Here is a 22,607-nt window from a genome sequence, read left to right as displayed (position 1 = left end):
GTGGCCGAGCGGCAACCGTGCGCATCCGAACGGGTCTTCGGTCGTCGAGCCTCACCGACTCCTCGTGCGAGCATTCACGACGCGGTCTCCTCGGGTGGCAGTCGCCAGTCGTAGACCCACAGGTCGTCCGCCCAACGGGGGAGGCCGGGGCGGGCCTGCTCGTCGGCGGGGACGCGCAACAGGCAGCGGTGGCGCAGGAGTTCGCGGCGTTCGGCGGGGGTGAGGCGGCGCTCGTCGGGGCCGAGGTTGTGCGGGTGCTCCTGCGGGAGGGCGGGGTCGCCGTCGATGGGGTGCTCCCCGGCGACGTTGAGCCGGTCGCCCTCGGCGGTGCGGTAGTCGAGCCTGAGGTCGGTGCTCCACTGGGAGTTGTTGCCCCAGCCGTGCGAGAGGTCGTGGGTGGGGCGGTCGGCGCGGCGGTGCGTCCAGTAGAGCGCGGAGCGGTCGGCGATGCCGCGTTCGGCGTGGGCGGCCCCCGCGCGGACGTGGACGCGGGCCCGGGTGAACAGCAGTTCGCCGAGCATCAGGCCGGGGGTGCGGACGGCGAGGAGTTCGATCGGGGCGTGCTCGTCCTCGGCCTGCTCGACCTCGGCGATCTCGTGCAGGAACGGGTCGAAGCCGGTTTCCGCGCTGTCGAAGGGTGTCATGCCGAGGTCGGTGAACAGCCGGAGGTAGGGCGGGATGTGGGGGTCGAGGAGGAGGTAGTCCGCGATCCTGCCGAGGGCGTAGAGCTCTTCGACGAGGCGGCCGTCGCCGTCCTTGCCGGCCCACCAGCCGGTCCCGTGGCGGGCGGCGGTGTGCAGCCGGGCGCGGTACTCGGGGGTGGCCCCGGTGGCGAGCCAGTGGTCGACAGCGCCCTCGTACGGGCCGTCGGAGTCGAGCAGGCTGTCGTAGAGCGTGCGGGCGTTCACCGGGCCGATCCTGGCAGGTTTTACCCTCCGGTCAACCACCTTTCCCGGCGGCCCCGGTAGCGTCCCCGATCATGGATGCGGAGAGCGAGAACATCGAGGTCGACGCCCGTGCGGCCGAACTGCCGGACGCCTGGCGGTCGGTGGTGCTGGCGAGGGTCGCGACGGCGGCCGTGAAGCTGCTGCGGATGGACGGGCGGGAGCTGCCGCCCGAGGTGCACGGGACGGACGAGGTGCTGTTCGTCGCCGAGGGGCGGCTCGAACTGGAGCTGGACGGCGCGGAGTTCAGCCTCCGAGCCGGCGGGCTGTGCCGGGTGCCGGCGGGTGCGCGGCACTCGGTGCGGGCGGGCAGCTCCGGGACGCTGCTGATCGTGGAGGTGCCCGAGGACTGAACCGGTCACCGGGGCACCCGGTGGCGCCACTCGCGGGTGAACACCACCGAACCGGCCTCCAGGGCCCGCAGCTGGACGACGCTGAGGAAGTGCCCGGCGTCGCACCGCAGTTGGGTGCGGGTCTGGACGGTGACGTCCCAGCCGAGGTCGGGGCGCTCCAGCCGGACGGTGTGGTCGGTGCGGGCCTGGGCGCTGAGCGGGGCGTCGGTGAGGACGCGGTAGGCGGTGACGGTGTGCTCGTCGCGGACCAGCCCGTCGGGCAGGGTGCGGGTGCCGTCCGAGGCGGGGGACAGGTCGGTGCGCCACTCCTGGCGGCCGAGGTCGTGGACGGTCACGCGCTCGGGCCGGGCGGTGAGCGGTTCGGTGAGGTGGACGTCCAGCGGCTCGGGCAGCGCCGGCTCCTCGAAGGTGACGGGCGCGGCGCCGACGTCGGCGGCGAGGTGGCGCACGGGCAGGCTCAGCACCGAGCGGGACGGGTCCACGGCGTAGCCGGAGTCCTCGGCGGGCGGCCACACCCAGGGCCAGTAGACGGAGGAGAGCGCGAGGCGCAGCCGGTGCCCGGCGGGGACGGTGGCGGCGCAGGCGGCGAGTTCGACCTCGGCGTCCGGGCCCGCGCCGACCCGTACGCCCCGGGTGAGCAGCCGCGAGGTGCCGTCGGGGCCGACGGTGCACAGGCGGGCGGTGAGCTGGGCGGGGCCGCCGTCCGGGCGGTCCCGCAGCCGCAGCCTCAGGACCGGGGCGCCGAGCAGCTCGACGGGCTCGGGCAGCGGCAGGGAGTCGAAGCAGACCGAGCGGCCGTCCTCCTCGCGCTGGTCCGGCGGCTGGTCGGCGGGGCGGCCGTGCGGGACGTACGCGCCGGCGTTGAGGCCGGTGTGCTGCGGGGAGCGGACGTGGACGTAGCGGTCGTCGGAGGCGGTGCCGGCGGTGCGCAGCGGGCCGTCGAGGCCGTAGTGGATCTCGCGGACGTCGGGGGAGGGCCAGGTCTCCTCGGCGGTCCAGCGGGTGCCGAGGCGGCTGCGCAGGGCGGGTTCGTCCAGGGCGCCGGTGTCCTGGCCGCGCAGCCAGTGGTCCCACCAGCGCAGGGTCTCGGGCAGGGCGGCCTCGGGCAGGCCGTGCGGCCAAGTGCCGATCAGGGCGCGGGCGGTGGGGGAGCCGGCGAGCAGGCGCAGGACGAAGGAGCAGGAGGGGTCGCCCCAGCCGGAGAGGGCGAGGACGGGGACGGGCACGGGGACGCTCGGGTCCCCGGCGGCGAGCCAGGTGTCGACGGGCGGTTCGAGGGCTTCGAGGCGGGCCAGCCAGTCGGCGCGCCAGGTGTCGCCGGCGTGGCGGGGGTCGGGCGGCAGGGCGGCGTCGGCGACGAGGGCGGTGAGGCGGGTGTGCAGGTCGTCGGCGAGGAGGGCGCCGCCGAGGCGGTGGCCGCCCTCGGGGCAGGCGGCGACGACGGCGGCGACGGTGTCGGCGGTGCGGGCGGCCAGGCGCAGGGCGGTGGTGCCGGCGGCGCCGACGCCGAGCAGGCCGAGGCGGCCGGTGCACCAGGGGCGGTGGGCGAGCCAGTCGACGACGGCGGCTCCGTCGGCGAGTTCGGTCTCGTCGCCGGGTTGGCCGGGCAGGCCGCCGGAGTTGCCGTGGCCGCGCGTGTCGACGCGTACGGCGGCGTAGCCGTGGCCGGCGTACCAGGGGTGGCGGCGGGCGTCCTCGGCGGCGGTGCGGTCGGTGAGGCGGCCGGAGGAGTACTCCAGGAGGGCGGGGACGGGCTGTTCGCCGACCGGGCGCCAGACCCGGGCGGCGAGGCGGGTGCCGTCGGGCAGCGGGATGCGCAGGTCCTCGCGGGTGGTGTGGAAGGGGTAGGACGGCATGGCCGCTCCCATCGGGTCCCGGGCCTCGGCAGTTCGACCCTTTCGACCCTAGGGGAGGATTCGGCTGATTTCCTGACGAATTGACCCGGAGTGGGGCTTGACCGGGGGTGGAAATTGACCAGGGAAACCATGCAACTCGGAAAAGTAAGCAACCCGGTCAGGAATCTGACCGGGTTGCCTGCTGAGGCGGGTACGGCTACCGCAGCGCGGCGAGCACCGCGTCCGCCATCGCCTTCTCGCCGGTGGCGTTCGGGTGGAACGGCACGGCGGGCGAGCCGGGCAGCGCGCCCTCCACCCAGCGGTCGTCCGAGCAGGCGTCGTGCCCGGCGGTCGGCGTCGCGGTGTCCACGTAGACGGCGCCGTTGGCCGCCGCCGTGGAGGCGAGCATCGCGTTGAGCCGCTGGAGCGTGGCGTGCAGGTAGGGGATGTCGCGCGGGGCGATCGGCTGGCGCAGCACGCAGGAGGCGCCGTCCGCCGGGAGCACCGAGGGGTAGCCGACCAGCAGGACCTTGGCCCGGGGCGCCTTGGCGTGGATGCGCCGCAGCGCGTCGGCCAGCTGCGGCCGGGCGCCCTCGATCCGCGCGGCGAGGTCGTCCTGGCCGTACTGCCAGGACAGGCTGCTCCAGTCCCAGTAGCCGTGGTTGAACACGTCCCGGCAGGGCGTGCCGAGCGGGTTGACGACGGCCCCGGCCACGCAGGTGGCGATGACGTCGCCCACGCCGAGGTCGGTGACGCCCAGGTCGTTGCCGCCGATCCCGAGGGTGACGAGGTCGGTGTCGGCGGTCACCGCGTCCAGCTGCGGGTCGTTGACCTTCAGGAAGGCGTCGTACTGCGGCTGCGTCATCGCCTTGACCTTGGCGGCGGAGCAGGTGACGTCGGTGTAGGCCTTCGCCCCGAGGGAGGCGGCGACGAGGTGGCCGTAGTTGTGGTCCGAGCGCAGGCACAGGCCGGCCGACTGGCCGGGCACGCCCGCCCCGGCGGCGTAGGAGTCGCCGAGCGCCACGTAGTGCCGGGGCGCGGGGGCGGCGGCCTGGGCGGTGGCGGAGGTGAGCGCGAGGGTGGCGCCCAGGGCGACGGCGGCGAGGGCGGTGGAATTGCGTACGCGGCGGGGCGGGCGGGAATTCCGGGCAGGGCTGAGCACGGGTTCCTCCTGGGGGAGAGAAACGAAGGGTGTGGGGGTCGTGCGGAGCCGCGGCCACAGCTACTCGCAGGTAAGTTACTGCCAGGTTTCGCCCGCGTCCATGCTTTCGGCGGGAATTCCCGAAATTCCGTCAGATGGCGGCCGGAGATATTTCGAATTCCGCTCCGCCGCGTATCGGAGCGATTTCCGAAACGGGTCGGAGCGGAATTCCCGCCGCTGCTTGTTACCGGCCGGTTGACCGGACGTCACCCCAGGCCGCAGTATCGGGCGCACATCGACGGCGCCCACCCCGGCGCGCCGCCGCCCGTGAGCCGCCACGGAGGACTGCGCATGGCCCTGGACGCCGACGTCATCGTCATCGGAGCGGGCCTCGCGGGCCTCGCCGCCACCGCCGAACTCGCCGACGCCGGGCGGAAGGTGGTCCTGCTCGACCAGGAGCCCGCGGCCTCGCTCGGCGGCCAGGCGCACTGGTCCTTCGGCGGCCTCTTCCTCGTCGACTCGCCCGAGCAGCGCCGGATGCGCATCCGCGACTCCCACGCCCTCGCCCGGCAGGACTGGTTCGGCACCGCCGGCTTCGACCGGCCCGAGGACGCCTGGCCGCGCCGCTGGGCGGAGGCCTACGTCGACTTCGCGGCCGGCGAGAAGCGTGCCTGGCTGCACGCGATGGGCGTGCGGTTCTTCCCCGTCGTCGGCTGGGCCGAGCGCGGCGGTCAACTCGCGGACGGGCCCGGCAACTCGGTGCCGCGCTTCCACATCACCTGGGGCACCGGGCCCGGGCTGCTCGAACCCTTCGTCCGCCGGGTGCGCGCCGCCGCCGCGCGCGGCCTCGTCGACCTGCGCTTCCGCCACCGGGTCACCGGGCTGGCCGCCACGGCCGGCGTCACCGACACCGTCACCGGCGAGGTGCTGGAGCCCAGCGCCGCCGCGCGCGGCGAGGCCAGCTCGCGGACGGTGGCCGGGCGGTTCGAGCTGCGCGCCCAGGCCGTGGTCGTCACCTCCGGCGGCATCGGCGGCAACCACGAACTGGTCCGCAAGGCCTGGCCGCAGCGCCTGGGCACCCCGCCGGCGAAGCTGCTCTCCGGCGTGCCCGCGCACGTGGACGGGCTGATGCTGGGCATCGCCGGCGCGGCCGGGGGGAACCTGATCAACGGCGACCGGATGTGGCACTACACCGAGGGCGTCGAGAACTGGGACCCGATCTGGGCCCGGCACGGCATCCGCATCCTGCCCGGCCCCTCCTCGCTCTGGCTGGACGCGACCGGCCGGCGGCTGCCCGTCCCGCTCTTCCCCGGGTTCGACACCCTCGGGACCCTCGAACACATCATGGCGAGCGGGCACGAGCACACCTGGTTCGTGCTCAACCAGCGCATCGTCGAGAAGGAGTTCACCCTCTCCGGCTCCGAGCAGAACCCCGACCTGACGGGCAGGTCGGTGCGCGGCGTGCTCGGACGGGCCCTGCCCGGCGCGCCCGGGCCCGTCCAGGCGTTCCTGCGGCACGGGCCGGACTTCGTCGTCGCGGGGAACCTCGCCGACCTGGCCCGGGGCATGAACGCCAGGACCCCCGAGCCGCTCATCGACCCGGAGGAGCTGCGCCGCACCGTCGAGGACCGCGACCGGCAGGTGGCCAACCCCTTCGCCAAGGACCTCCAGGTCACGGCGATCCACGGCGCCCGGCGCTACCTCGGCGACAAGCTGATCCGCACCGCCTCCCCGCACCGCATCCTCGATCCGGGCGCGGCCCCGCTGATCGCCGTCCGGCTGAACATCCTCACCCGCAAGTCGCTCGGCGGGCTGGAGACGGACCTCTCGGCGCGGGTGCTGCGCCCCGACGGGGAGGTCCTGCCCGGGGTCTACGCGGCGGGCGAGGCGGCGGGCTTCGGCGGCGGGGGCCTGCACGGGTACCGGTCGCTGGAGGGCACGTTCCTGGGCGGGTGCCTCTTCTCCGGCCGCACGGCGGGCCGGGCGGCGGCCCGGGCGGTGGGGTAGCGGGTCCTGCGGTAGCGGGCCGGGGGTAGAGGCCGACGGTCGTTCCGGCGCCCGGATACTGCTCTCCCGGGCGCCGGAACGGCAGCGGCCGGTCCGTCTCGTCCCCCGTACGGGACGCAGCGGCCGTTGCAGGGATCCAGACTGCCCGGGCGGGGAGCCCGGGGACTATCCGTTCCCGTGCACCCCACCCGTAACTTTTTGGATAGTCATACGCCGCCCTGGTCAGCGGGCACGGCGCAGCGTCTCCGAGGGCGTACGGCCGTAGGCCCGGCGGTACTCGGTGCTGAAGCGGCCGAGGTGGGTGAAGCCCCAGCGGCAGGCCACCTCGGTGACGGTGCCCGCCGCCCGGCCCTGCGCGACGGCGAGCAGGTCCTGGTGGGCCCGGTCGAGCCGGACGCGGCGCAGGTAGGCCAGCGGCGTGGTGTCGAGGTGGCGGCGGAACCCCTCCCGCAGCGCGCGCAGGCTGACCCGCGCCGCCTGCGCGATGTCGGCCACGGAGACGGCCTGGTCGGCGTGCTCCGCGCAGAAGTCCGTGGCCCGGCGCAGCGCGCTCGGCAGCACGGCGGGCCCGTGCTCCGCCGCCGTACGGCTCCAGGAGTGCGGCTGTGTGTCCAACAGCCCCTCGATCAGCAGCCGTTCGAAGTGCTCCAACGCCAGGGGCGAGCGGCGGCCGAGCGGGGAGACGACGAACTCCCGGAAGTGCCGGATGAGTTGGAGCCAGGCCTGGACGGTCGGATCGGCCGGGTCGAGCGCGGGCCGGAAGCGCACCGGCTCCCGGGGCACCTCGCCCGTCCGCGCGGCGAGCGACTGCTCGACCGCCTCCCGGGCGATCGCGAACGCGCCGTTGAGCGCAGGGTGGCCGAACTCCATCAGGACGACGTCCCCCGGCCCGGCGACGGACAGCGGCGAGGGCAGGGCGGTGCCGTTGGCGATCACGGTGCCCTCGCCGGAGTGCGGGAGGATGACGTTGTAGAAGTCCGGGATCTCCTCCGTCCGCAGGCGCACGGCCGCGCCGTAGCGGAGGTCGTAGAGCGCCACCCGGCCCTCGTGGAAGGCGCGCAGGCGGCTGGTGGTGTGCCGGCCGTCCCGGGTGCCGAGGACGGTCAGCCGGTGCGGGGAGAGCCGGTGGCTCACGGCCTCGCGGAACTCCTCGATGTCCCCGCCCTCGTAGAGGCAGAGCGGCCCGGTGGTGTCGGCGGGGGCCTCGGCCTCAGTGGTCATGGAGGACCTCCCCGACTCCGGGGCCGGGCGCCGGGGCGGCGGCCGCGGCCGCGCGGCGGCGGGCCCGGAGGGCGGTGGCGGCGGAGCAGGCCGACAGGAGCAGGCCGAGGCCGGTCAGCACGAGCGAGCCGACCAGCTTGCCGGGCAGGTCGGGCGGCTCGGGGCCGGTGTGGAAGACCACCCGCTCGCGCAGCCGGGCGAGGTCGACGGTGCCCCGGTGCTCGTCGCCGGCGTACGTACGGGAGTCGATCGCGGCGGCGCGGCTGTCGCCGAGCAGGAAGGCCCGGCCGAGGGGGACGGTGACGTCGAAGTCCTCCCGGCAGGTGCCGGCCTGCCGGGCGGGCGGTTCGTCCAGGGGGCGGCCGTCGAGGGTGAGCCGCCCGCCGGAGCAGACGAGGCGGTCGCCGCCGAGGGCCAGGACGCGGGAGGCGATCCGGCCGTGGAGGTCCCAGGGGGAGTCGACCAGGTAGACCTCGCCGCGCAGGACCCAGCGGGGGTCGGCGTGTTCGGCGAGCATCCGGTCGCCGGGCCGCAGGCCGGGGGCCATGGCCTCGCCGGCCATCCGGTGGACGGAGTAGCCCCCGGTGAGCACCACGCCGAGCCCGAGCGCGGTGCTCGCCACGCCCAGCACGGCGAGCACCGCCGCCGCGCGCCGTCCGCGCACCCTCGTCCCCGGCGTCTTCTTCGCCACGGCCGCCGACCTCCCCCCGATCCGGTCCCGGCAGCCTACGGGCTGGGGGCGCGCGGTTGTTCGTGAGCGGGGTAGGTGGGTTGGCGAGGGGCGGCCGCGGCCCGGGGCGGCACCGGTTCGTGGGCGGGGTGGTGGAGGGCGGGGCGGGACCGCCTGCGGGCTCCGGCGTGCGTCCGTTCGTGGGCGGGCTGCCGGGTTGGGGGCGGAGCGGGGCGGGCAGGGGTGCCGGTCGGCGCGGGAACGACGACGGATAGGGTTCCCGGGTGCCGCACGGGCACCGACCAGGAGGGGAGCCCCAGCGATGAGCCGCCGAGACCGCGACAGCCGCGACCGCCGTACGGGCGCGGGCGCCCCGGTCACCGTCACCGTCTGCCGGGGCTGCTGCTGCGGCACCGAGGCGAAGCACCCGGGTGTGGACCACCGGGGCCAGTTCGAGCGGCTGCGCACGGCGGTCGGTTCGGCGGGCCGGGTCCGGGCGGTGGGCTGCCTGGACGTCTGCACCCAGTCCAACGTCGTGGTGGTCGGCCCCTCCAGCGAGGGCCGCGCGGCCGGGGGCCGTCCGGTCTGGCTCGGCTTCGTGATCGCCGACGAGATGATCGACGAGATCGCCTCCTGGGTGCACGCGGGCGGCCCGGGCCTCGCCGATCCGCCGGGCCTGCTCGACCTCCAGCTGATCTCCGTCTCGCGCCGCGTCCGTGAGGCCCTGCCGGAGTGACCGCGAATATCGTCGGACGATCCGTCAGATCCGCTTCTCCCCGGCGCCCGTGCGGGCGTCACCACTACCATGACCGGAGGCATCGGGCGGTTCCGGGGGCAGGAGGACGAGGATGACGCTGGTCTGCCGCATCTGTGCGGGCACCGGGCGGACCGCGGGCCTCAGTTGCCGGACGTGCCAGGGCACCGGCACCACCGAGATGGGCGGCGGGGGCGGCAACTGCTTCCTCTGCGACGGCACCGGCGTGTACGTCCGCTACCGCGTGGACGCGGCGGGCACTAAGCAGGCGTACCGGGACGAGATCTGCCGCACCTGCGACGGCACCGGCAACCGGGCCGCGACCCGGTGGGACGAACCGGCCTCCTGAGCGGCTTTCCGACGCACGGTCAATCCGTGGTCCGGGTGGGGGCAATGATGCGCTGTCTCCCCGGTGTGTACATGCTCTTTACCGATTCATGGTCGAACGTTGGTGTTCGAAGGGGGCGCACGCTGCGACCCGTTCACCGCGCGTCCGTGTGCGGTCAACGCTCCACTGGGAGAGTCCCGCGCATGGATATTCCCAACATGGGCGTGCCGGCCGAGCTCGCCGACCGCATGAGCATGGCCGAGCAGCACGAGTACCTTCGGGCCCGTTTCTCCCGTCGCCGCATGCTGCGCGCCGGCGCCGTCACCGTGGGCGCCATCGCCGTCGGCGGCACGCTCGCCAGCGGCACCGCCTTCGCCGCCCCCGCCAGCCCCCAGCTGCTGACGGACGGTACGACGGCCGGCATCGACGGCGCGCTGGTCGCGCCGGTCGGCCGCCACCTCCAGTTCGGCCCCGAGCCGGACACCCAGTTCCGCATCTCCTGGCAGGTGCCGGCCCCGGTCAAGAAGCCGTTCCTGCGCTTCGGCAAGCACCCGTGGGACCTCAGCCACAAGGTCCAGGCCGAGGTGCGCGCCCTCCACACCCCCGCGCTGACCCCGACCGGCCAGCCGGTGGACCAGTACTACCTGCACGTGGCGCTGGAGGACCTCCAGCCCGACACCACGTACTACTACGGTGTCGGCCACCAGGGCTTCGACCCGGCCTCGCAGCAGCAGATCTCCACCCTGCACACCTTCCGCACCGCGCCCTCGCGCGACCACCGCTGGGGCAAGGTGTACGAGCCGTTCACCTTCACCGCCTTCGGCGACCAGGGCGTCAGCTCCCACGCGGCGGGCAACGACCACATCATCAAGGCCCAGAACCCGGCCTTCCACCTGCACGCCGGCGACATCTGCTACGCCGACCCGGCGGGCTCCGGCACCGACCCGGACAAGTCCGTCTTCAACGCGAAGACCTGGGACGACTTCCTGGTCCAGACCGAGACGGTCGCCGCCGAGGTCCCGTGGATGGTCGCCTACGGCAACCACGACATCGAGGCCTGGTACTCGCCGAACGGCTACGGCGGCGAGAACTCCCGCTTCTACCTGCCGAACAACGGCCCGGACCCGCGCACCGTCCCCGGCGTCTACACCTTCCGCTACAAGAACGTCGGCGTCATCTCCCTCGACGCCAACGACGTCTCCTACGAGATCCCGGCCAACCTCGGCATCTCGGCGGGCAAGCAGACCAAGTGGCTGGAGCGCACCCTCAAGGACCTGCGCAACGACGAGACCATCGACTTCGTCGTGATCTTCTTCCACCACTGCGCCTTCTCCACCACGGTCGCGCACGCCTCCGAGGGCGGCGTCCGCGAGGCCTGGGTCCCGCTGTTCGAGAAGTACCGCGTGGACCTGGTCATCAACGGCCACAACCACATCTACGAGCGCACCGACGCCATCCTCGGCAACAAGGTCTCGAAGCAGGTGCCCAGCGGCGCCACCCTCGAGCCCGCGAAGGACGGCGTGGTGTACGTGACGGCCGGCGCCGCCGGTCGCAGCCTGTACAAGTTCGACGTGCCCGACACCTACGAGGGCCACGAGAACCACCAGGACGAGGTCAAGACCTACTACTGGAGCAAGGGCAAGGTGAAGACCACCGAGACCATCCAGTGGTCGCGGGTTCGCTACACCGGCTACTCGTTCATCAAGGTCGACGTCACCCCGGCGCACCTGGGCCAGAAGTCGGCCATGAAGGTCACCGCGCTGACCGAGGACGGCAAGCAGATCGACAACTACACGATCCTGCGCAAGGTCGGCGAGGGCTGGGACTCCAACCGCGACGACGACGGCGAGGGCGGCGGCTGGGGCTGGTAACACCCCGTCGGGGCCCCGGCGCCGAGGCTCGCAGCCCCGGCGCCGGGGCCCAGTGCCTCAGCGCCGGGGCCCGTACATGATCACGGCGACCCCGGCCAGGCAGACCAGGGCGCCCGCCACGTCGTAGCGGCTCGGCCGGAAGCCGTCCACGACCACGCCCCACAGCAGCGAGCCGGCCACGAACACCCCGCCGTACGCGGCCAGCACCCGCCCGAAGTTGGCGTCCGGCTGCAGCGCGGCGACGAAGCCGTACGCGCCCAGCGCCACCACGCCCAGCCCGGCCAGCCACCACGGCCGCTGCTCGCGCACGCTCTGCCAGACCAGCCAGCAGCCGCCGATCTCGGCGAGCGCGGCGAGCACGAACAGGGCGGCGGAGCGCAGGACGGTCATGGTCGGCAACCCTACGGCGCTCAGACCTGCCGGTACGTCGCCAGGAAGCGCCCGATCCGGTTGATGGCCGTCTCCAGGTCGTCGGCGCGCGGCAGGGTGACGAAGCGGAAGTGGTCGGGGCGCGGCCAGTTGAAGCCGGTGCCCTGGACGACGTGGATCTTCTCGCGCAGCAGCAGGTCCAGCACGAACCGCTCGTCGTCCACGATCCGGTGCACGGCCGGGTCGAGCCGGGCGAAGGCGTACAGCGCGCCCTTGGGCTTGACGCAGCTGACGCCCGGGATCTCGTTGAGCGCCTTGACCGCGATGTCGCGCTGCTCGGTGAGCCGGCCGTTGGGCAGGACCAGGTCGTTGATGGACTGGTGGCCGCCGAGCGCGGCCTGCACGGCGTACTGGGCGGGCACGTTGGGGCACAGCCGCATGCCGGAGAGCATGGTCAGGCCCTCCAGGTAGTCGCAGGCGTGCTGCTTGGGACCGGAGACGACCAGCCAGCCGCTGCGGAAGCCGGCCACCCGGTAGGACTTGGAGAGGCCGTTGAAGGTGAGGGTGAGGACGTCGTCGGCGAGGGCGGCCAGGCAGTGGTGCTCGGTGCCGTCGTAGAGGATCTTGTCGTAGATCTCGTCGGCCAGGACCATCAGGTGGTGGCGGCGGGCCAGATCGAGGATGCCCTCCAGCAGCTCCTTCGGGTAGACCGCGCCCGTGGGGTTGTTGGGGTTGATGACGACGATGGCCTTGGTGCGGGCGGTGATCTTCGAGGCGATGTCGTCGAGGTCCGGGTACCAGTCGGCCTCCTCGTCGCACAGGTAGTGCACGGCCTTGCCGCCGGCGAGCCGGACCACCGCCGTCCACAGCGGGTAGTCGGGCATCGGCACGAGCACCTCGTCGCCGTCGTCCACCAGCGCGGTGACGGACATCTGGATCAGCTCGGAGACGCCGTTGCCGAGGAAGACGTCGTTGACGGTGACGCCCTGGACGCCGCGCTGCTGGTAGTACTGCACGACCGCGCGCCGGGCCGGCAGGATGCCCCGCGAGTCGCTGTAGCCGTGCGCCCGGGTCAGGTTGCGGATGATGTCCTGGACGATCTCCTCCGGCGCCTCGAAGCCGAAGGGCGCCGGGTTGCCGGTGTTCAGCCGCAGCACGCTGTGCCCGGCCTCCTCCAGGGCGTTGGCCTGGTCGACCACCGGACCCCGGATCTCGTAACACACGTCGTTCAGTTTGCTCGACTGCCGAAACTCCATCTGCGGCCTCCCGACCGTCCGAGCACCACCCGATTCACTGCTGATGCTTTGTTCTACCAAGTGAGTACTTGGAAAGTCCAACCTCTTGGCTATGCTGATCCCCATGTCACGCCGAAGCTACGACCAGTACTGCGCCGTCGCCCGCGCCCTGGACGCGGTGGGGGAGCGCTGGAGCCTCCTGATCGTCCGTGAACTCCTCGCCGGCCCGCGCCGCTACACCGACCTCCACGCCGACCTGCCCGGAGTCTCCACGGACATCCTCGCCGCCCGGCTCAAGCAGCTGGAGGGCGACGGGCTCGCGACCCGGCGCAAGCTGGAGCGGCCGGCCAGCGGCACGGTGTACGAGCTGACCGGGCGCGGGCGCGAACTGCGGCCGGTGATCGAGGCGTTGGGGGAGTGGGGGCTGCCGGCCCTGGGGGAGCAGCGGCCCACCGACGCGGTGCGCGAGCACTGGGTCACGGGTGCTCGGGTCACGGCTGCCGGGGGCGCGACCGTCGCGGGGTGAGCGGCGCACGCGGGGAGGGCTGGGCTGAGCGGGGCGGCGGCAAGGCCCCCGTCGCCGGCCGCCGCCCCGTGGGACCAGGATGGCGCCCGCCGATAAACGGACGGTCGACGCGGAATGAGCGTGCGCCTCCCCGCGCACGCGCCGCCCTGTGCGCCCCCGTACGATCGTCGGACCGTGAACACTTCCGAGGGAGAACGGAGCCGTCCCGTGCCCACCACGCCCCGCAGCTACGCCAGTTACGTCGCGGTCGGCGACTCCTTCACCGAAGGCATGTGCGACGAGCTGCTCCCTGACGGGCACTACCAGGGCTGGGCCGACCGCGTCGCCTCCGCCCTCGCCGCCGAGACCCCCGCCGGAGGCTTCCGGTACGCCAACCTCGCCGTCCGGGGCAAGCTCATCGGCCAGATCCACGACGAGCAGCTCGCCCCGGCCGCCGGGATGGGCGCCGAACTCGTCACCCTCGCGGGCGGCCTCAACGACGTGCTGCGCCCCGGCTGCGACCTGCAGCGCGTGGAGCGGCTCCTCGGCCACTGCGCCGCCGAGCTGAGCGCCGCCGGCGCCACCGTCGTCCTGTTCACCAGCACCGACCCCACCCGCCGCCTCGCGGGCAGCGCCCGGCTGCTGCCCGCCATCCTGCGGATGAAGTCCTTCGTGCAGGAGCTCGGGCGGCAGGACGGCTTCGCCGTCGTCGACCTCTTCTCCGCGCCCTGCTTCGACGACCGCCGCCTCTGGGCCGAGGACCGCCTCCACCTCTCGCCCGAGGGCCACCGCCGCGTCGCCGCCGGAGTGCTGGAGGCCCTCGGCCGCCCCGCCGGCTTCGACTGGCGCGCCCCGCTGCCGCCCGCCGCCCCGGCCGGGCGCGGCGAGAAGCTGCGCTCCGACGCCCGCTGGCTGCGGACCCACCTCGGCCCCTGGCTCGGGCGCCGCCTCACCGGCCGCTCCTCCGGCGACGGGCGGCCGCCGAAGCGGGCGGAGCTGCTGCCGTACTCGTAGCTCTCAGTGCTTCGGGGGGTCCAGGACGAGGCTCGCCATCGGGGAGCGGGTGATCCAGCCCATCGTGCGGTAGAGCGCCTGGCCGTCCGAGGTGCCGACCAGCACGCCGGTGCGGGAGCCCCGCTCGTGCGCGGCGGACTGCAGGGTGCGCATCACCACCCGGCCGAGGCCCCGGCGGCGGTGCTCGGGCGCGGTGGTGATCTGGTCCGGCACGGCCACCGGGCCGGCCAGGCCCGCCTGGCCCCGGGCGGCGAAGTGCCCGTCGGCGGTGCGCACCAGCGTCCGCAGGACGCCGCCGCGCTCCCAGGTGGTCACGGTGTAGCCCGCCGGGGGCGCGGCCGGTTCGTGGCGGAGCGGGAGGGTCATCAGGAAACCCGGCTGGTCGAGGCGCCAGCGGTCGTCCAGCCACGGGCGCACCACGGCGTCCTCGACGAACAGCTTGAGCCAGGTGGTCGGGGCCGTCGTCTCCTCGTCGATCTTGCGGACCTCGGCCTCGGTGGGCTCGGGCAGCACGTGCCGGGCCACCTCCCGGTCGGGCGCGCCGACGTCGATCGTCCAGCCCCACGGCTGCTCCACCGGATCGGCCGCTCCGCGCGAGACCGTCCAGCCGGACATCCAGGCCCGGACGAGGTCGGTGGTGCTCTGGTCCAGCATGCGAGTCCCCCGAGTGTTATAGGTGAAATGCTGTTGCACACCTTACGCGGGGAGGGCTCGGCCGCCCAGTAGAATTCTGGGGTTCACAGCTCCGGTTCCGCTGGAAGGACCCTCGCACGTGCCCGAGACCGAGCCGACCCCGCTCGACTCCGACTGCCGCAACTGCTTCGGGCTCTGCTGCGTCGCCCTGCCCTTCTCCGCCGGCACCGACTTCGCGGCCGACAAGCGGGCCGGCAGCCCGTGCCGCAACCTGCAGACGGACTTCGGCTGCGGAATCCACGAGCGGCTGCGCGGCGAGGGCTACCCCGGCTGCACGGTCTACGAGTGCTTCGGGGCCGGGCAGCGGGTCTCCCAGGTCACCTTCGGCGGGCGCAGCTGGCGCGAGGACCCGGCGGGCGCGGCGCCCATGGTCGAGGTGTTCCCCGTCGTGCGGCAGCTCCACGAACTGCTCCGCCACCTCACCGAGGCGCTCACCCTCGACGCCGCCCGGCCGCTGCACGCGGAACTGCGGGCCGCCCTGGAGGAGACCGACCGGCTGGCGGGCGGCACCCCCGAGGAGATCCGGGCCGTCGACGTACCGGCACTGCGGGGGCGGATCGCCGAACTCCTGCTGCGCGCGAGCGAACTCGCCCGGGCCTGCGTACCGCGTCGCCGCGAACACCGGGGCGCCGACCTCTTCGGCGCCCGCCTGCGCGGCGCCGACCTGCACGGGGCCAACCTGCGCGGGGCGATGCTCGTCGCCGCCGACCTGAGCGGCGCGGACCTGCGGCTCGCCGACCTCACGGGCGCGGACCTGCGCGACGCCAACCTCGCCGGGGCGGACCTGGGCACGGCGCTCTTCCTCACCCAGTCCCAGCTCACCGCCGCCCGCGGCGACGCCTCCACCCGCCTCCCCACCACCCTCACCCGCCCCACCCACTGGCCCACCACGGCCACCCCCGCCCCGGCTTCCCGCCCGGGCGGCCGCCGCCCGTCCCGCCGTAGGTAGGGGCGTGGGAGCCCCCCGGCTCCCACGGCGGCCGAGCTCGCCCCTGCGCTGCGGCAGCGGGGCGGGCGATTCGGGTGCGGCGGCCATGGGCGTTCCCGGCTCCCACGGCGACCCGGCTTTCCAGCGCGCCGCCGCCGGACGGCGGCTGGCAGGGACGCGATTTCAACCCCACGGCAACCCGGCTCACCACCCCGCTGCCGCCGGGCGGCGGCAGCGGGGCATGCGATCGTCGCTGTAGCGGCCTGGGCGCTCTCCAGCTCACGGCTGTCCAGCCCGCCGCTCGGCATCTTGCTCCGGCACGACTGGATCCGGCCCCGGGCGCAGGTACATCGGAGGCGGCCGCCCGTCCCGCCGCCGGTAGATGCGTGGGAGCCCTCCGGCTCCACGGCGACCGAGCGTGCCTGTCTTGCTGCCGCCGGGCTGCGGCAGCAAGACAGGCGATTACGCGCCCATGGCAACCCGGCTTACCGGCGCGCTTCAGCTGTTGGGCCTCTGCTGCGCCCGCTCCGCCAGAAGCCGCGGGCCCGCTCCGGCGACCCCGCCGGAGCGGGCCTGTTCTGGTGGTTCTCGCCCTGCTGCCTGCCTCGCGCCCGTCGGGCCCGGGGGACGTCTCCGAACGCTCTCAGCCGCGTGTCGCTCTCACCCGCTGCGGTTCCTCGTGCTGCACCGCTGCCACCGACTCACCTCATCGCTCTCGCCCCCACCGTCCTCAGGAGGCGGCGGCGGGGGGTGGGCCAGGTGATCTCGAAGTAGCGGACGTGGGCGTCCTCGCCGGTGGGGTGCATGCCGGCGGCGGTCATGACGTGGTGGGAGGCGTGGTTGTCGAGGTCGGCGTCGCCCTTGACGCGGGTGATGCCGCGGGCGCGGGCGAAGCGGAGGAGTTCGCGGAGGGCCTCCGAGGCGTAGCCGTGGCCGCGGGCGGAGGGGACGAGGCCGTAGCCGATGGTGACGGTGCCGGTCTCGTCGGCCGGGCCGTGGAAGTCGGCGCCGCCGATCACCCGGTCGTTCTCGCGCAGGAGGATCTGGTACGTGCCGAAGGGGCGCGGATCGCCGTCGGCGGCGCAGGTGTTGAGGAAGCGCCGGGCGGCGGAGACGTCCCCGTCGGTGGGGTAGTCGGGTGCCGGCCGGGGGCCGCCGTCACCGGCTGCCAGGCGCTCGGCCTCGGCGGGGTTCAAGGGATGGAGTACGAGTCGTGTGGTCACAAGATCGCCCATGATCCGGAGGGGTATCACGCGGGCTGATCAGCCGCCAATCCGATTGTCCTTCACTCGTGGAAGGCTGTGCCCCGTGAACCTCGCAGACCTCACCCTCGACCGCTGGTGCGCCCTCGACCTTCCCACCGCCCGCCGCGTCGCCCGGCAGGCGGCCGAGGCGACGGGCGGCCGCCTGGTCGCCGTCGAACGGTCCGACGGCGACCGGTGCCCCCGGGCCCGGATCGACTGGCAGGGACGGGAGTTCGCCCTCGTGCCGGGAGTCTCCGTCCGGCCCGTTCTTGAGGTGTGAGCCTCAGGAGCCGCCGAAGGAACGGGGGAAGGCGGCTTCGAGCACGGTCGCGACGTCCTCCTCGGGGACGGCGGCGCGGATCGCGGCCAGTACCCCGGGGAGGTCCTCCTCGCTGATGCTGCCCGAGTAGCGCAGTCGCAACGGTCCGACGACCGCGACGAGTTCGGGCCTCAGCCGCATCCAGCCCCGGGCGAACTCGACCTCCTCGGCGACCTGGTCCATGAACCAGCGCATCACCTCGTACGGGAGGCGCACCTCCGGCTCCCGGGGGTCGAAGCTGAGGTACGGCTCCTTCGCCGGGTCCTCGTCGGGGACGACGGCCGCGGCCACGAACCGCTGGTCGGCGACGCGGTTCAGCTCCAGGACGTACGCGTCTTCGGAGGGGGAGTACAGGGAGGTGATCGCGTACTCCCCGCCGGGGTCGCTCGGAGGCATGGCCCCCACGCTGTCACGGCGCCGGGCCTGGCAGGAAGGGGCATGGCTGACGAGATGGCACCCCACCCCCTGGACCCGGTCGGGCGGATGCTCGCGGAGCGGGCCTGTGAGCGGATCGTCCTGGACTGCGCCCACCGGCTCGACCTCGGCGAACCCGCCTCCGTGGCCGAGCTGTTCACGCCCGACGGGGTGTGGCGGTGGCCGGCGGGGGAGCGCCGCGTCGAGGGGCGGGAGGCGCTGCGGGCGTACTTCGGCTCGCGCCCGGCGGACCGGCTGTCGCGGCGGCTGATGACCAATGTGCTGGTGACGGTGGAGTCCCCGACGGCGGCGCGCTCGGTCGCGTACCTGTCGACGTACCGGGTGGACGGCTACGCGGGCGGGATGGTCGAGCCCCGGCTGCCGACCCAGGTGGGCCACTACGAGGACGTCTTCGAACGGGTGGACGGCACCTGGCTGTTGGCCTCCCGCACCGTCCATCTCCCCTTCGGCGCGGAGACGGCCCGGCTCCCCGGCTGAGTCGGGCCGGCCGCCGGCCGCCGGCCGCGCACGGGACGTCGGACCGGCCGACTTCCCGTGCGCGCCACCGGGCCTCAGGCGGTGAGCAACTCCGCGCGCAGGGCGTCGATCTGGGGGCGGTCGAGGCCGAGGGGGCCGGTGAGGTAGGCCTCGACGGAGCCGTGGCGGGCGGTGAGGTCGGCGAGGGTGAGGCGGATGACGGTCTCCGGGGCGCGGCCGTAGGCGGGCCAGCGCAGGGTGCGGCCGGGGTGGGCGGCGTGCCAGTCGGCGACCAGCTGCGCGGTGGCGCGTTCGGTGAGGGCGAAGTCGGCGGCGATGTGGTCCTCGCCGACGCCGAGGAGGGTGAGCAGCAGGGCGGCGATCAGGCCGGTGCGGTCCTTGCCGGAGGCGCAGTGGAAGGCGACGGGGCCCTCGGCGGCGGCGATCACGTCCAGGGTCTGGCGGATCTCCTTGACCCCGTCCTCGGCGACCTCGCCGAAGCGGTCCGCGAGGTAGCGCCAGGGGTCGAGGCCGGGGTCGATCTCGGCCTGGTCGTACGGGCGGTGCTCGATGGAGAGGTTGTGGTACGCCAGCCCGTCGAAGTCCGGTATGCGGCCCTTGGCGGAGATCTCCCAGGGGTAGCGCAGGTCGATGACCGTGCCGACGCCGAGGGAGCGCAGCCGGGCGAGGTCGGCGGGGGAGTCGGCGAGCTTGCCGAGGGAGTCCGAGCGGTAGAGCCGGCCCCAGCGGACCGTCCGGCCGTCGGCGGCGGGATAGCCGCCCAGGTCACGGAAGTTGTGCAACTTCTCGAAACGGTGGTGACGCGTCGTCATGTGCAGGAAGCGTAGCGGTTCGCCCGGGCGGCATGACCGGAGCAGATTTCTTACCCGAATAAATTCTTGACCAGGTTCAGTTATGCTGAACGGGAGGAAGCGCGACGACAGCGGAGGCGACAGCGATGGCACAGGCGGCGGAGGGCATCGACGGCGAGCTGGCCCGGGAGCGGGCCCACGTCGCCCGGTGCCGGGAGGCGCTGCGGGCGCAGGTCGAGGACGCCGGGTACCAGGTGGTCGCGGGCGAGGACGTCTCCGGCGACGGCGCCAGCGCCGAGGCGCTCGGCCGCTACCTGCGCACCCGCGCCAGGCGGATGGCCGAACTCCCCGACAGCCCGGCCTTCTTCGGCCGGCTGGACTTCGGCGACGGCCCCGAGGCCGGGGACCACCGGGGCCAGCGCTACCATCTGGGCCGCCGCCGCGTCTTCGAGGACCCGACCGCCCCGCCGCTGGTCGTCGACTGGCGCGCCCCCGTCGCCCGCGCCTTCTACCGGGCCAGTGCCACGGACCCGTACGGCCTGGCCCGCCGCCGCAGGTTCGGCTGGGCGCCCGCCGCCCTCGGCACCCCGGAGGAGCTCACCGGCCTGGAGGACGAGCCCCTCGACCGCCCCGCGGCGGCGGCCCCCGGCGGCCTGCTGATCACCGAGATCGAGCGCCCCCGCACCGGCCCGATGCGCGACATCGTCGCCACCATCCAGCCCGAACAGGACGAGCTGGTGCGCGGCGAGCCCACCGAGTCGGTCTGCGTGCAGGGCGCCCCCGGCAGCGGCAAGACGGCGGTCGGCCTGCACCGCGCCGCCTACCTCCTCTACACCCACCCCCAACGCCTGCGCCGGGGCGGCCTGCTGGTGATCGGCCCCAACCGCACCTTCCTGCACCACATCGCCGCGGTCCTGCCCGCGCTCGGCGAGTCGGACGTGGCCCAGTGCACCGTCGAGGAGCTGGTCGAGGGCCACGAGGTCCGCGCGGAGGACGGCGATCGCGCCGCCGCCCTCAAGCAGGACGCCCGGATGGCGGAGGTGCTGCGCCGCGCCCTGCTCGCCCGCGTCCGTACGGAGGGCGCCGGGCCGGTGGTGGTGGCCGACGGCTCGTACCAGTGGCGCCTGCCGGGCTCCCTGCTGGACCGGCTGGCCGAGGAGGTGCGCGACCAGGGCGCGCCGTACGCCGTCGGCCGGGAGAACCTGCGCACCCGGGTGGTGACGGCCCTGCGCGACCAGGCCGAGCGCCGCTGCGGGGTGACCGGCGGCGCCTGGCAGGCCCGGGTCGGCCGCAGCCGCCCGGTGCGGGAGTTCCTCGACGCGGCCTGGCCCGCCGTCCGCCCGGCCCAGGTGGTCGCCGAACTCCTCACCGAGGAGGCGGTGTTGGCGCGGGCGGCGCAGGGGCTGCTGGGGGAGGAGGAGCAGGCGGCGCTGCGGTGGGCGAGGCCGCCGCGCTCCTGGAAGAGCGCCCGGTGGTCCCGGGGGGACGTGATGCTGCTGGACGAGGCGGCCGGGCTGATCGAGCGGCCGCCCGGCTTCGGGCACGTGGTGGTGGACGAGGCGCAGGACCTCTCGCCGATGCAGTGCCGGGCCATCGCCCGCCGCAGCGGCTTCGGCTCGCTGACCGTCCTCGGCGACCTCGCCCAGGCCACCACACCCTGGTCGGCCCGGAGCTGGCCCGAGCAGCTGGCCCACCTCGGCAAGCCGCAGGCCGCCGTGGTCGCGCTCACCACCGGCTTCCGCGTCCCGGCAGCGGTGACGGCCCTGACGAACCGGGTGCTGGCCGCGCTCGCGGTGGACGTGCCGCCGGCCGTCTCGCTGCGGCGCGACGGGGAGGTGGGCGTCCACCGCATCGAGGACGGCGACGGGGCGGAGGCGGCGGGGGTGGTGGCGGCGGTGCGGCGCGCGCTGGAGCGGGAGGGCTCCGTCGCGGTGATCACGGCCGACGCGGCCGCCGGGCGGACGGCCGCCGCGCTGAGCGCCGCCGGGATCGCGCTGGAACCGGAGGAGGGCGCGAGGGTGACGGCGCTGCCCGCCACCCTCGCGAAGGGGCTGGAGTACGACCATGTGATCGTCGTGGAGCCCGCCGCGATCGTCGAGGCCGAGGAGCGCGGCCTGCACCGGCTCTACGTCGTCCTCACCCGCGCCGTCTCCCGCCTGGACGTCCTGCACGCCCGCCCGCTGCCCGAGGCCCTGGCCTGCGGCGGCGCCGGCGCGAGCGGTTAGAGTCCGGGGCATGGACGTAGACGACGCGGACACCGCCCGCCGGCACCGGATCGCCGATCTCCTCCCCGACGAGGGCGCCGCGCAGGACTTCAGGGACTCCTGGCAGATCGGCGAGCAGGGGGCCGGGCTGGTCGTGCTGGTCGAGCGGCTGCTCGCCGGGCAGGTCCCGCTCGGCGGGGAGGACCGCGCGCGGATCTCCGTCCTGGCCCAGGAGTGGGGCGTCCGGGACGCCGTCACCCCCGGCCTGGTCCGCTGCCTGGGCGACGGCGGGCCCACCCCCGTCCAGCTGCTCGACGGGGACGCCGACGAGGCCGAGGTGCTGACGGGTTTCACCGAGCCGGAGCTCGCCGCGCTGGTGCTCGTCCCGTGGATCGGCTGCACCCGCTGCGGGCAGGTCCTGCTGCGCGCCCACACCTGGGAGGACTGGGACGACCTCTCCCACCTCGTGCAGGGGTACGCGATCACCGGCCCCGAGCGGGCCACCGCCCTGCGGACCTTCCCGGCCGACGCGCCGGGCGAGGCCTTCGCCGCGCTCCTCGAGGACTGCCCGGCCGGTTAGCGCTGCCCCGCGCGCCCCTGCCCCGCGTACCCCTCGGCCAGCAGCTCGAAGGCGCGGGTGGCGTTGCCGACGGCCTCGAAGTGCAGCTCGTCGGCGGACTGGCCGTCGTCGCGGATGCGGTGCCAGTTGTGCTCGGCCAGGACGCGCAGGGTGGCGGTGATCTGGGCGGCGAGCAGCGGCGCGGTGAGTTCGCGCGGGCCGGGCAGGTCGGCGGCCTCGCGCAGCGCCCCGGCGAGCGAGCGCTCGGCGCGGGCGAGGTACTCGGCGGCCCGGGCGGTCAGCGCGGGGGTGCTGCGGGCCAGCTCGCCGAAGGCGAGGACGGCGGGGTGGTCGCTGAGCCCGGTGATCGGGTCCCGCCGGGTGAGGCCGTCCAGGAAGTCCCGGTGCAGGGCGTCCAGCGGTGACTCGCCCCGCGCCCGGCCCCGGACGACGTCGGCCGTCTGCTCCTGGTGGTCCGCGTAACGGTGGACGACCAGGTCCTCCTTGGTGGGGAAGTAGCTGAACAGCGTCGGCTTCGACACCTCGGCCGCCGCCGCCACGTCCGCCACCGACACCTGGTCGAAGCCGCGCTCCAGGAACAGCCCGATCGCGGCCTCGGAGATCGCCCGCCGCGTCCGTTCCTTCTTGAGTTCCCGCAGTCCGCTCATGCCGCGAGGGTAGCACCGGACCTTGACCGGGGAAGGTTTCTG

The 22,607-nt window shown here is 74.5% G+C and carries 23 protein-coding genes and 1 pseudogene; 12 read left to right on the top strand and 12 right to left on the bottom strand.

Annotated features, from left to right (window positions below):
- Positions 1–74 precede the first annotated feature (74 nt).
- The gene (locus ACIRRS_RS06285) at positions 75–908 is read right to left on the bottom strand and encodes a hypothetical protein (protein ID WP_402965868.1); all 834 of its coding nucleotides are present in this window, start codon (positions 906–908) and stop codon (positions 75–77) included.
- Between the two features lie 71 nt (positions 909–979).
- Between ACIRRS_RS06285 and ACIRRS_RS06280 the strand changes: the two genes are divergently transcribed.
- Positions 980–1,297 (top strand): cupin domain-containing protein, encoded by a 318-nt coding sequence (locus ACIRRS_RS06280; protein ID WP_402965865.1) that lies wholly within the window; start codon positions 980–982, stop codon positions 1,295–1,297.
- A 5-nt stretch (positions 1,298–1,302) separates the two neighbouring features.
- On the opposite strand, the gene ACIRRS_RS06275 is transcribed toward ACIRRS_RS06280, so the two are convergent.
- Together ACIRRS_RS06275 and ACIRRS_RS06270 are read right to left on the bottom strand one after the other, a co-directional pair.
- The gene (locus ACIRRS_RS06275; RefSeq protein WP_402965862.1) at positions 1,303–3,153 is read right to left on the bottom strand and encodes a CocE/NonD family hydrolase; all 1,851 of its coding nucleotides are present in this window, start codon (positions 3,151–3,153) and stop codon (positions 1,303–1,305) included.
- A 196-nt stretch (positions 3,154–3,349) separates the two neighbouring features.
- Complete coding sequence (locus ACIRRS_RS06270; protein WP_402965859.1) at positions 3,350–4,294, bottom strand: SGNH/GDSL hydrolase family protein; 945 nt, start codon at positions 4,292–4,294, stop codon at positions 3,350–3,352.
- 330 nt (positions 4,295–4,624) lie between these two features.
- On the opposite strand from ACIRRS_RS06270, the gene ACIRRS_RS06265 reads away from it, so the two are divergent.
- Positions 4,625–6,280, top strand: a complete 1,656-nt coding sequence (locus ACIRRS_RS06265; protein ID WP_402965856.1) for an FAD-binding dehydrogenase — start codon at positions 4,625–4,627, stop codon at positions 6,278–6,280.
- Positions 6,281–6,502: 222 nt separating this feature from the next.
- Here the strand turns inward: ACIRRS_RS06265 and ACIRRS_RS06260 are convergent, their stop codons facing one another.
- Positions 6,503–7,501 (bottom strand): AraC family transcriptional regulator, encoded by a 999-nt coding sequence (locus ACIRRS_RS06260; protein WP_402965853.1) that lies wholly within the window; start codon positions 7,499–7,501, stop codon positions 6,503–6,505.
- Positions 7,491–8,192: a signal peptidase I gene (gene lepB / locus ACIRRS_RS06255; protein ID WP_402965850.1), complete on the bottom strand. Its 702-nt coding sequence runs from the start codon at positions 8,190–8,192 to the stop codon at positions 7,491–7,493. Before lepB ends, ACIRRS_RS06260 begins: the two co-directional genes overlap by 11 nt.
- A gap of 301 nt (positions 8,193–8,493) precedes the next feature.
- Here lepB and ACIRRS_RS06250 point away from each other — a divergent pair, with 301 nt between their 5' ends.
- From ACIRRS_RS06250 to ACIRRS_RS06240, 3 genes are all read left to right on the top strand, one after another.
- Entirely contained in the window at positions 8,494–8,907 is a 414-nt protein-coding gene (locus ACIRRS_RS06250; protein WP_402965848.1) for a (2Fe-2S) ferredoxin domain-containing protein, read from the top strand.
- A 112-nt stretch (positions 8,908–9,019) separates the two neighbouring features.
- The gene (locus ACIRRS_RS06245; protein ID WP_402965845.1) at positions 9,020–9,274 is read left to right on the top strand and encodes a hypothetical protein; all 255 of its coding nucleotides are present in this window, start codon (positions 9,020–9,022) and stop codon (positions 9,272–9,274) included.
- Positions 9,275–9,456: 182 nt separating this feature from the next.
- A complete protein-coding gene (locus ACIRRS_RS06240; protein ID WP_402965842.1) occupies positions 9,457–11,124 on the top strand; it encodes a fibronectin type III domain-containing protein in 1,668 nt (555 codons plus the stop codon).
- 57 nt (positions 11,125–11,181) lie between these two features.
- Here the strand turns inward: ACIRRS_RS06240 and ACIRRS_RS06235 are convergent, their stop codons facing one another.
- Together ACIRRS_RS06235 and ACIRRS_RS06230 are read right to left on the bottom strand one after the other, a co-directional pair.
- The gene (locus tag ACIRRS_RS06235) at positions 11,182–11,514 is read right to left on the bottom strand and encodes a YnfA family protein (RefSeq protein WP_402965839.1); all 333 of its coding nucleotides are present in this window, start codon (positions 11,512–11,514) and stop codon (positions 11,182–11,184) included.
- A 20-nt stretch (positions 11,515–11,534) separates the two neighbouring features.
- Positions 11,535–12,749, bottom strand: a complete 1,215-nt coding sequence (locus tag ACIRRS_RS06230) for a pyridoxal phosphate-dependent aminotransferase (RefSeq protein WP_402965836.1) — start codon at positions 12,747–12,749, stop codon at positions 11,535–11,537.
- 103 nt (positions 12,750–12,852) lie between these two features.
- Between ACIRRS_RS06230 and ACIRRS_RS06225 the strand changes: the two are divergent.
- Together ACIRRS_RS06225 and ACIRRS_RS06220 are read left to right on the top strand one after the other, a co-directional pair.
- A pseudogene (locus tag ACIRRS_RS06225) lies at positions 12,853–13,203 on the top strand (winged helix-turn-helix transcriptional regulator); the annotation flags it as partial.
- Positions 13,204–13,461: 258 nt separating this feature from the next.
- Positions 13,462–14,247, top strand: coding sequence for an SGNH/GDSL hydrolase family protein (locus tag ACIRRS_RS06220; RefSeq protein ID WP_402965833.1), 786 nt, complete (start codon positions 13,462–13,464; stop codon positions 14,245–14,247).
- 3 nt (positions 14,248–14,250) lie between these two features.
- Here the strand turns inward: ACIRRS_RS06220 and ACIRRS_RS06215 are convergent, their stop codons facing one another.
- Positions 14,251–14,901 (bottom strand): GNAT family N-acetyltransferase, encoded by a 651-nt coding sequence (locus ACIRRS_RS06215; RefSeq protein WP_402965830.1) that lies wholly within the window; start codon positions 14,899–14,901, stop codon positions 14,251–14,253.
- Positions 14,902–15,019: 118 nt separating this feature from the next.
- On the opposite strand from ACIRRS_RS06215, the gene ACIRRS_RS06210 reads away from it, so the two are divergent.
- Positions 15,020–15,889, top strand: a complete 870-nt coding sequence (locus ACIRRS_RS06210) for a pentapeptide repeat-containing protein (RefSeq protein WP_402965827.1) — start codon at positions 15,020–15,022, stop codon at positions 15,887–15,889.
- Between the two features lie 680 nt (positions 15,890–16,569).
- Here ACIRRS_RS06210 and ACIRRS_RS06205 read toward each other — a convergent pair.
- A complete protein-coding gene (locus ACIRRS_RS06205; RefSeq protein ID WP_402965824.1) occupies positions 16,570–17,103 on the bottom strand; it encodes a GNAT family N-acetyltransferase in 534 nt (177 codons plus the stop codon).
- A 73-nt stretch (positions 17,104–17,176) separates the two neighbouring features.
- On the opposite strand from ACIRRS_RS06205, the gene ACIRRS_RS06200 reads away from it, so the two are divergent.
- Positions 17,177–17,392 (top strand): hypothetical protein, encoded by a 216-nt coding sequence (locus tag ACIRRS_RS06200; RefSeq protein WP_402965821.1) that lies wholly within the window; start codon positions 17,177–17,179, stop codon positions 17,390–17,392.
- 3 nt (positions 17,393–17,395) lie between these two features.
- Here ACIRRS_RS06200 and ACIRRS_RS06195 read toward each other — a convergent pair whose 3' ends face one another.
- Complete coding sequence (locus ACIRRS_RS06195) at positions 17,396–17,827, bottom strand: hypothetical protein (RefSeq protein WP_402965818.1); 432 nt, start codon at positions 17,825–17,827, stop codon at positions 17,396–17,398.
- A 42-nt stretch (positions 17,828–17,869) separates the two neighbouring features.
- Here ACIRRS_RS06195 and ACIRRS_RS06190 point away from each other — a divergent pair, with 42 nt between their 5' ends.
- Positions 17,870–18,343, top strand: coding sequence for a nuclear transport factor 2 family protein (locus tag ACIRRS_RS06190; RefSeq protein WP_402965815.1), 474 nt, complete (start codon positions 17,870–17,872; stop codon positions 18,341–18,343).
- 74 nt (positions 18,344–18,417) lie between these two features.
- On the opposite strand, the gene ACIRRS_RS06185 is transcribed toward ACIRRS_RS06190, so the two are convergent.
- The gene (locus ACIRRS_RS06185; RefSeq protein ID WP_402965812.1) at positions 18,418–19,155 is read right to left on the bottom strand and encodes a tyrosine-protein phosphatase; all 738 of its coding nucleotides are present in this window, start codon (positions 19,153–19,155) and stop codon (positions 18,418–18,420) included.
- Positions 19,156–19,280: 125 nt separating this feature from the next.
- Here ACIRRS_RS06185 and ACIRRS_RS06180 point away from each other — a divergent pair, with 125 nt between their 5' ends.
- Together ACIRRS_RS06180 and ACIRRS_RS06175 are read left to right on the top strand one after the other, a co-directional pair.
- Positions 19,281–21,359: a HelD family protein gene (locus tag ACIRRS_RS06180; RefSeq protein ID WP_402965809.1), complete on the top strand. Its 2,079-nt coding sequence runs from the start codon at positions 19,281–19,283 to the stop codon at positions 21,357–21,359.
- 10 nt (positions 21,360–21,369) lie between these two features.
- Complete coding sequence (locus tag ACIRRS_RS06175) at positions 21,370–21,918, top strand: hypothetical protein (protein ID WP_402965806.1); 549 nt, start codon at positions 21,370–21,372, stop codon at positions 21,916–21,918.
- On the opposite strand, the gene ACIRRS_RS06170 is transcribed toward ACIRRS_RS06175, so the two are convergent.
- Positions 21,915–22,565, bottom strand: coding sequence for a TetR/AcrR family transcriptional regulator (locus tag ACIRRS_RS06170; RefSeq protein ID WP_402965803.1), 651 nt, complete (start codon positions 22,563–22,565; stop codon positions 21,915–21,917). The two genes, ACIRRS_RS06175 and ACIRRS_RS06170, sit on opposite strands and share 4 nt — an antisense overlap.
- Between the last annotated feature and the right edge of the window lie 42 nt (positions 22,566–22,607).

Origin of the sequence: Kitasatospora sp. NPDC101183, from assembly GCF_044767945.1 — a bacterium.
GTDB lineage: Bacteria > Actinomycetota > Actinomycetes > Streptomycetales > Streptomycetaceae > Kitasatospora.
Note: the sequence above shows the minus strand (reverse complement) of the source record. Positions and strands in the feature narration are given on the sequence as shown.

What these genes read in the sequence shown, in the direction of transcription:
- ACIRRS_RS06280 (WP_402965865.1), top strand. Translation starts at nt 980, where the DNA reads ATGGATGCGGAGAGCGAGAACATCGAGGTCGACGCCCGTGCGGCCGAA.
- ACIRRS_RS06275 (WP_402965862.1), bottom strand. Translation starts at nt 3,153, where the DNA reads ATGCCGTCCTACCCCTTCCACACCACCCGCGAGGACCTGCGCATCCCG.
- ACIRRS_RS06265 (WP_402965856.1), top strand. Translation starts at nt 4,625, where the DNA reads ATGGCCCTGGACGCCGACGTCATCGTCATCGGAGCGGGCCTCGCGGGC.
- ACIRRS_RS06260 (WP_402965853.1), bottom strand. Translation starts at nt 7,501, where the DNA reads ATGACCACTGAGGCCGAGGCCCCCGCCGACACCACCGGGCCGCTCTGC.
- ACIRRS_RS06250 (WP_402965848.1), top strand. Translation starts at nt 8,494, where the DNA reads ATGAGCCGCCGAGACCGCGACAGCCGCGACCGCCGTACGGGCGCGGGC.
- ACIRRS_RS06245 (WP_402965845.1), top strand. Translation starts at nt 9,020, where the DNA reads ATGACGCTGGTCTGCCGCATCTGTGCGGGCACCGGGCGGACCGCGGGC.
- ACIRRS_RS06240 (WP_402965842.1), top strand. Translation starts at nt 9,457, where the DNA reads ATGGATATTCCCAACATGGGCGTGCCGGCCGAGCTCGCCGACCGCATG.
- ACIRRS_RS06235 (WP_402965839.1), bottom strand. Translation starts at nt 11,514, where the DNA reads ATGACCGTCCTGCGCTCCGCCGCCCTGTTCGTGCTCGCCGCGCTCGCC.
- ACIRRS_RS06230 (WP_402965836.1), bottom strand. Translation starts at nt 12,749, where the DNA reads ATGGAGTTTCGGCAGTCGAGCAAACTGAACGACGTGTGTTACGAGATC.
- ACIRRS_RS06215 (WP_402965830.1), bottom strand. Translation starts at nt 14,901, where the DNA reads ATGCTGGACCAGAGCACCACCGACCTCGTCCGGGCCTGGATGTCCGGC.
- ACIRRS_RS06205 (WP_402965824.1), bottom strand. Translation starts at nt 17,103, where the DNA reads ATGGGCGATCTTGTGACCACACGACTCGTACTCCATCCCTTGAACCCC.
- ACIRRS_RS06195 (WP_402965818.1), bottom strand. Translation starts at nt 17,827, where the DNA reads ATGCCTCCGAGCGACCCCGGCGGGGAGTACGCGATCACCTCCCTGTAC.
- ACIRRS_RS06190 (WP_402965815.1), top strand. Translation starts at nt 17,870, where the DNA reads ATGGCTGACGAGATGGCACCCCACCCCCTGGACCCGGTCGGGCGGATG.
- ACIRRS_RS06185 (WP_402965812.1), bottom strand. Translation starts at nt 19,155, where the DNA reads ATGACGACGCGTCACCACCGTTTCGAGAAGTTGCACAACTTCCGTGAC.
- ACIRRS_RS06180 (WP_402965809.1), top strand. Translation starts at nt 19,281, where the DNA reads ATGGCACAGGCGGCGGAGGGCATCGACGGCGAGCTGGCCCGGGAGCGG.
- ACIRRS_RS06175 (WP_402965806.1), top strand. Translation starts at nt 21,370, where the DNA reads ATGGACGTAGACGACGCGGACACCGCCCGCCGGCACCGGATCGCCGAT.
- ACIRRS_RS06170 (WP_402965803.1), bottom strand. Translation starts at nt 22,565, where the DNA reads ATGAGCGGACTGCGGGAACTCAAGAAGGAACGGACGCGGCGGGCGATC.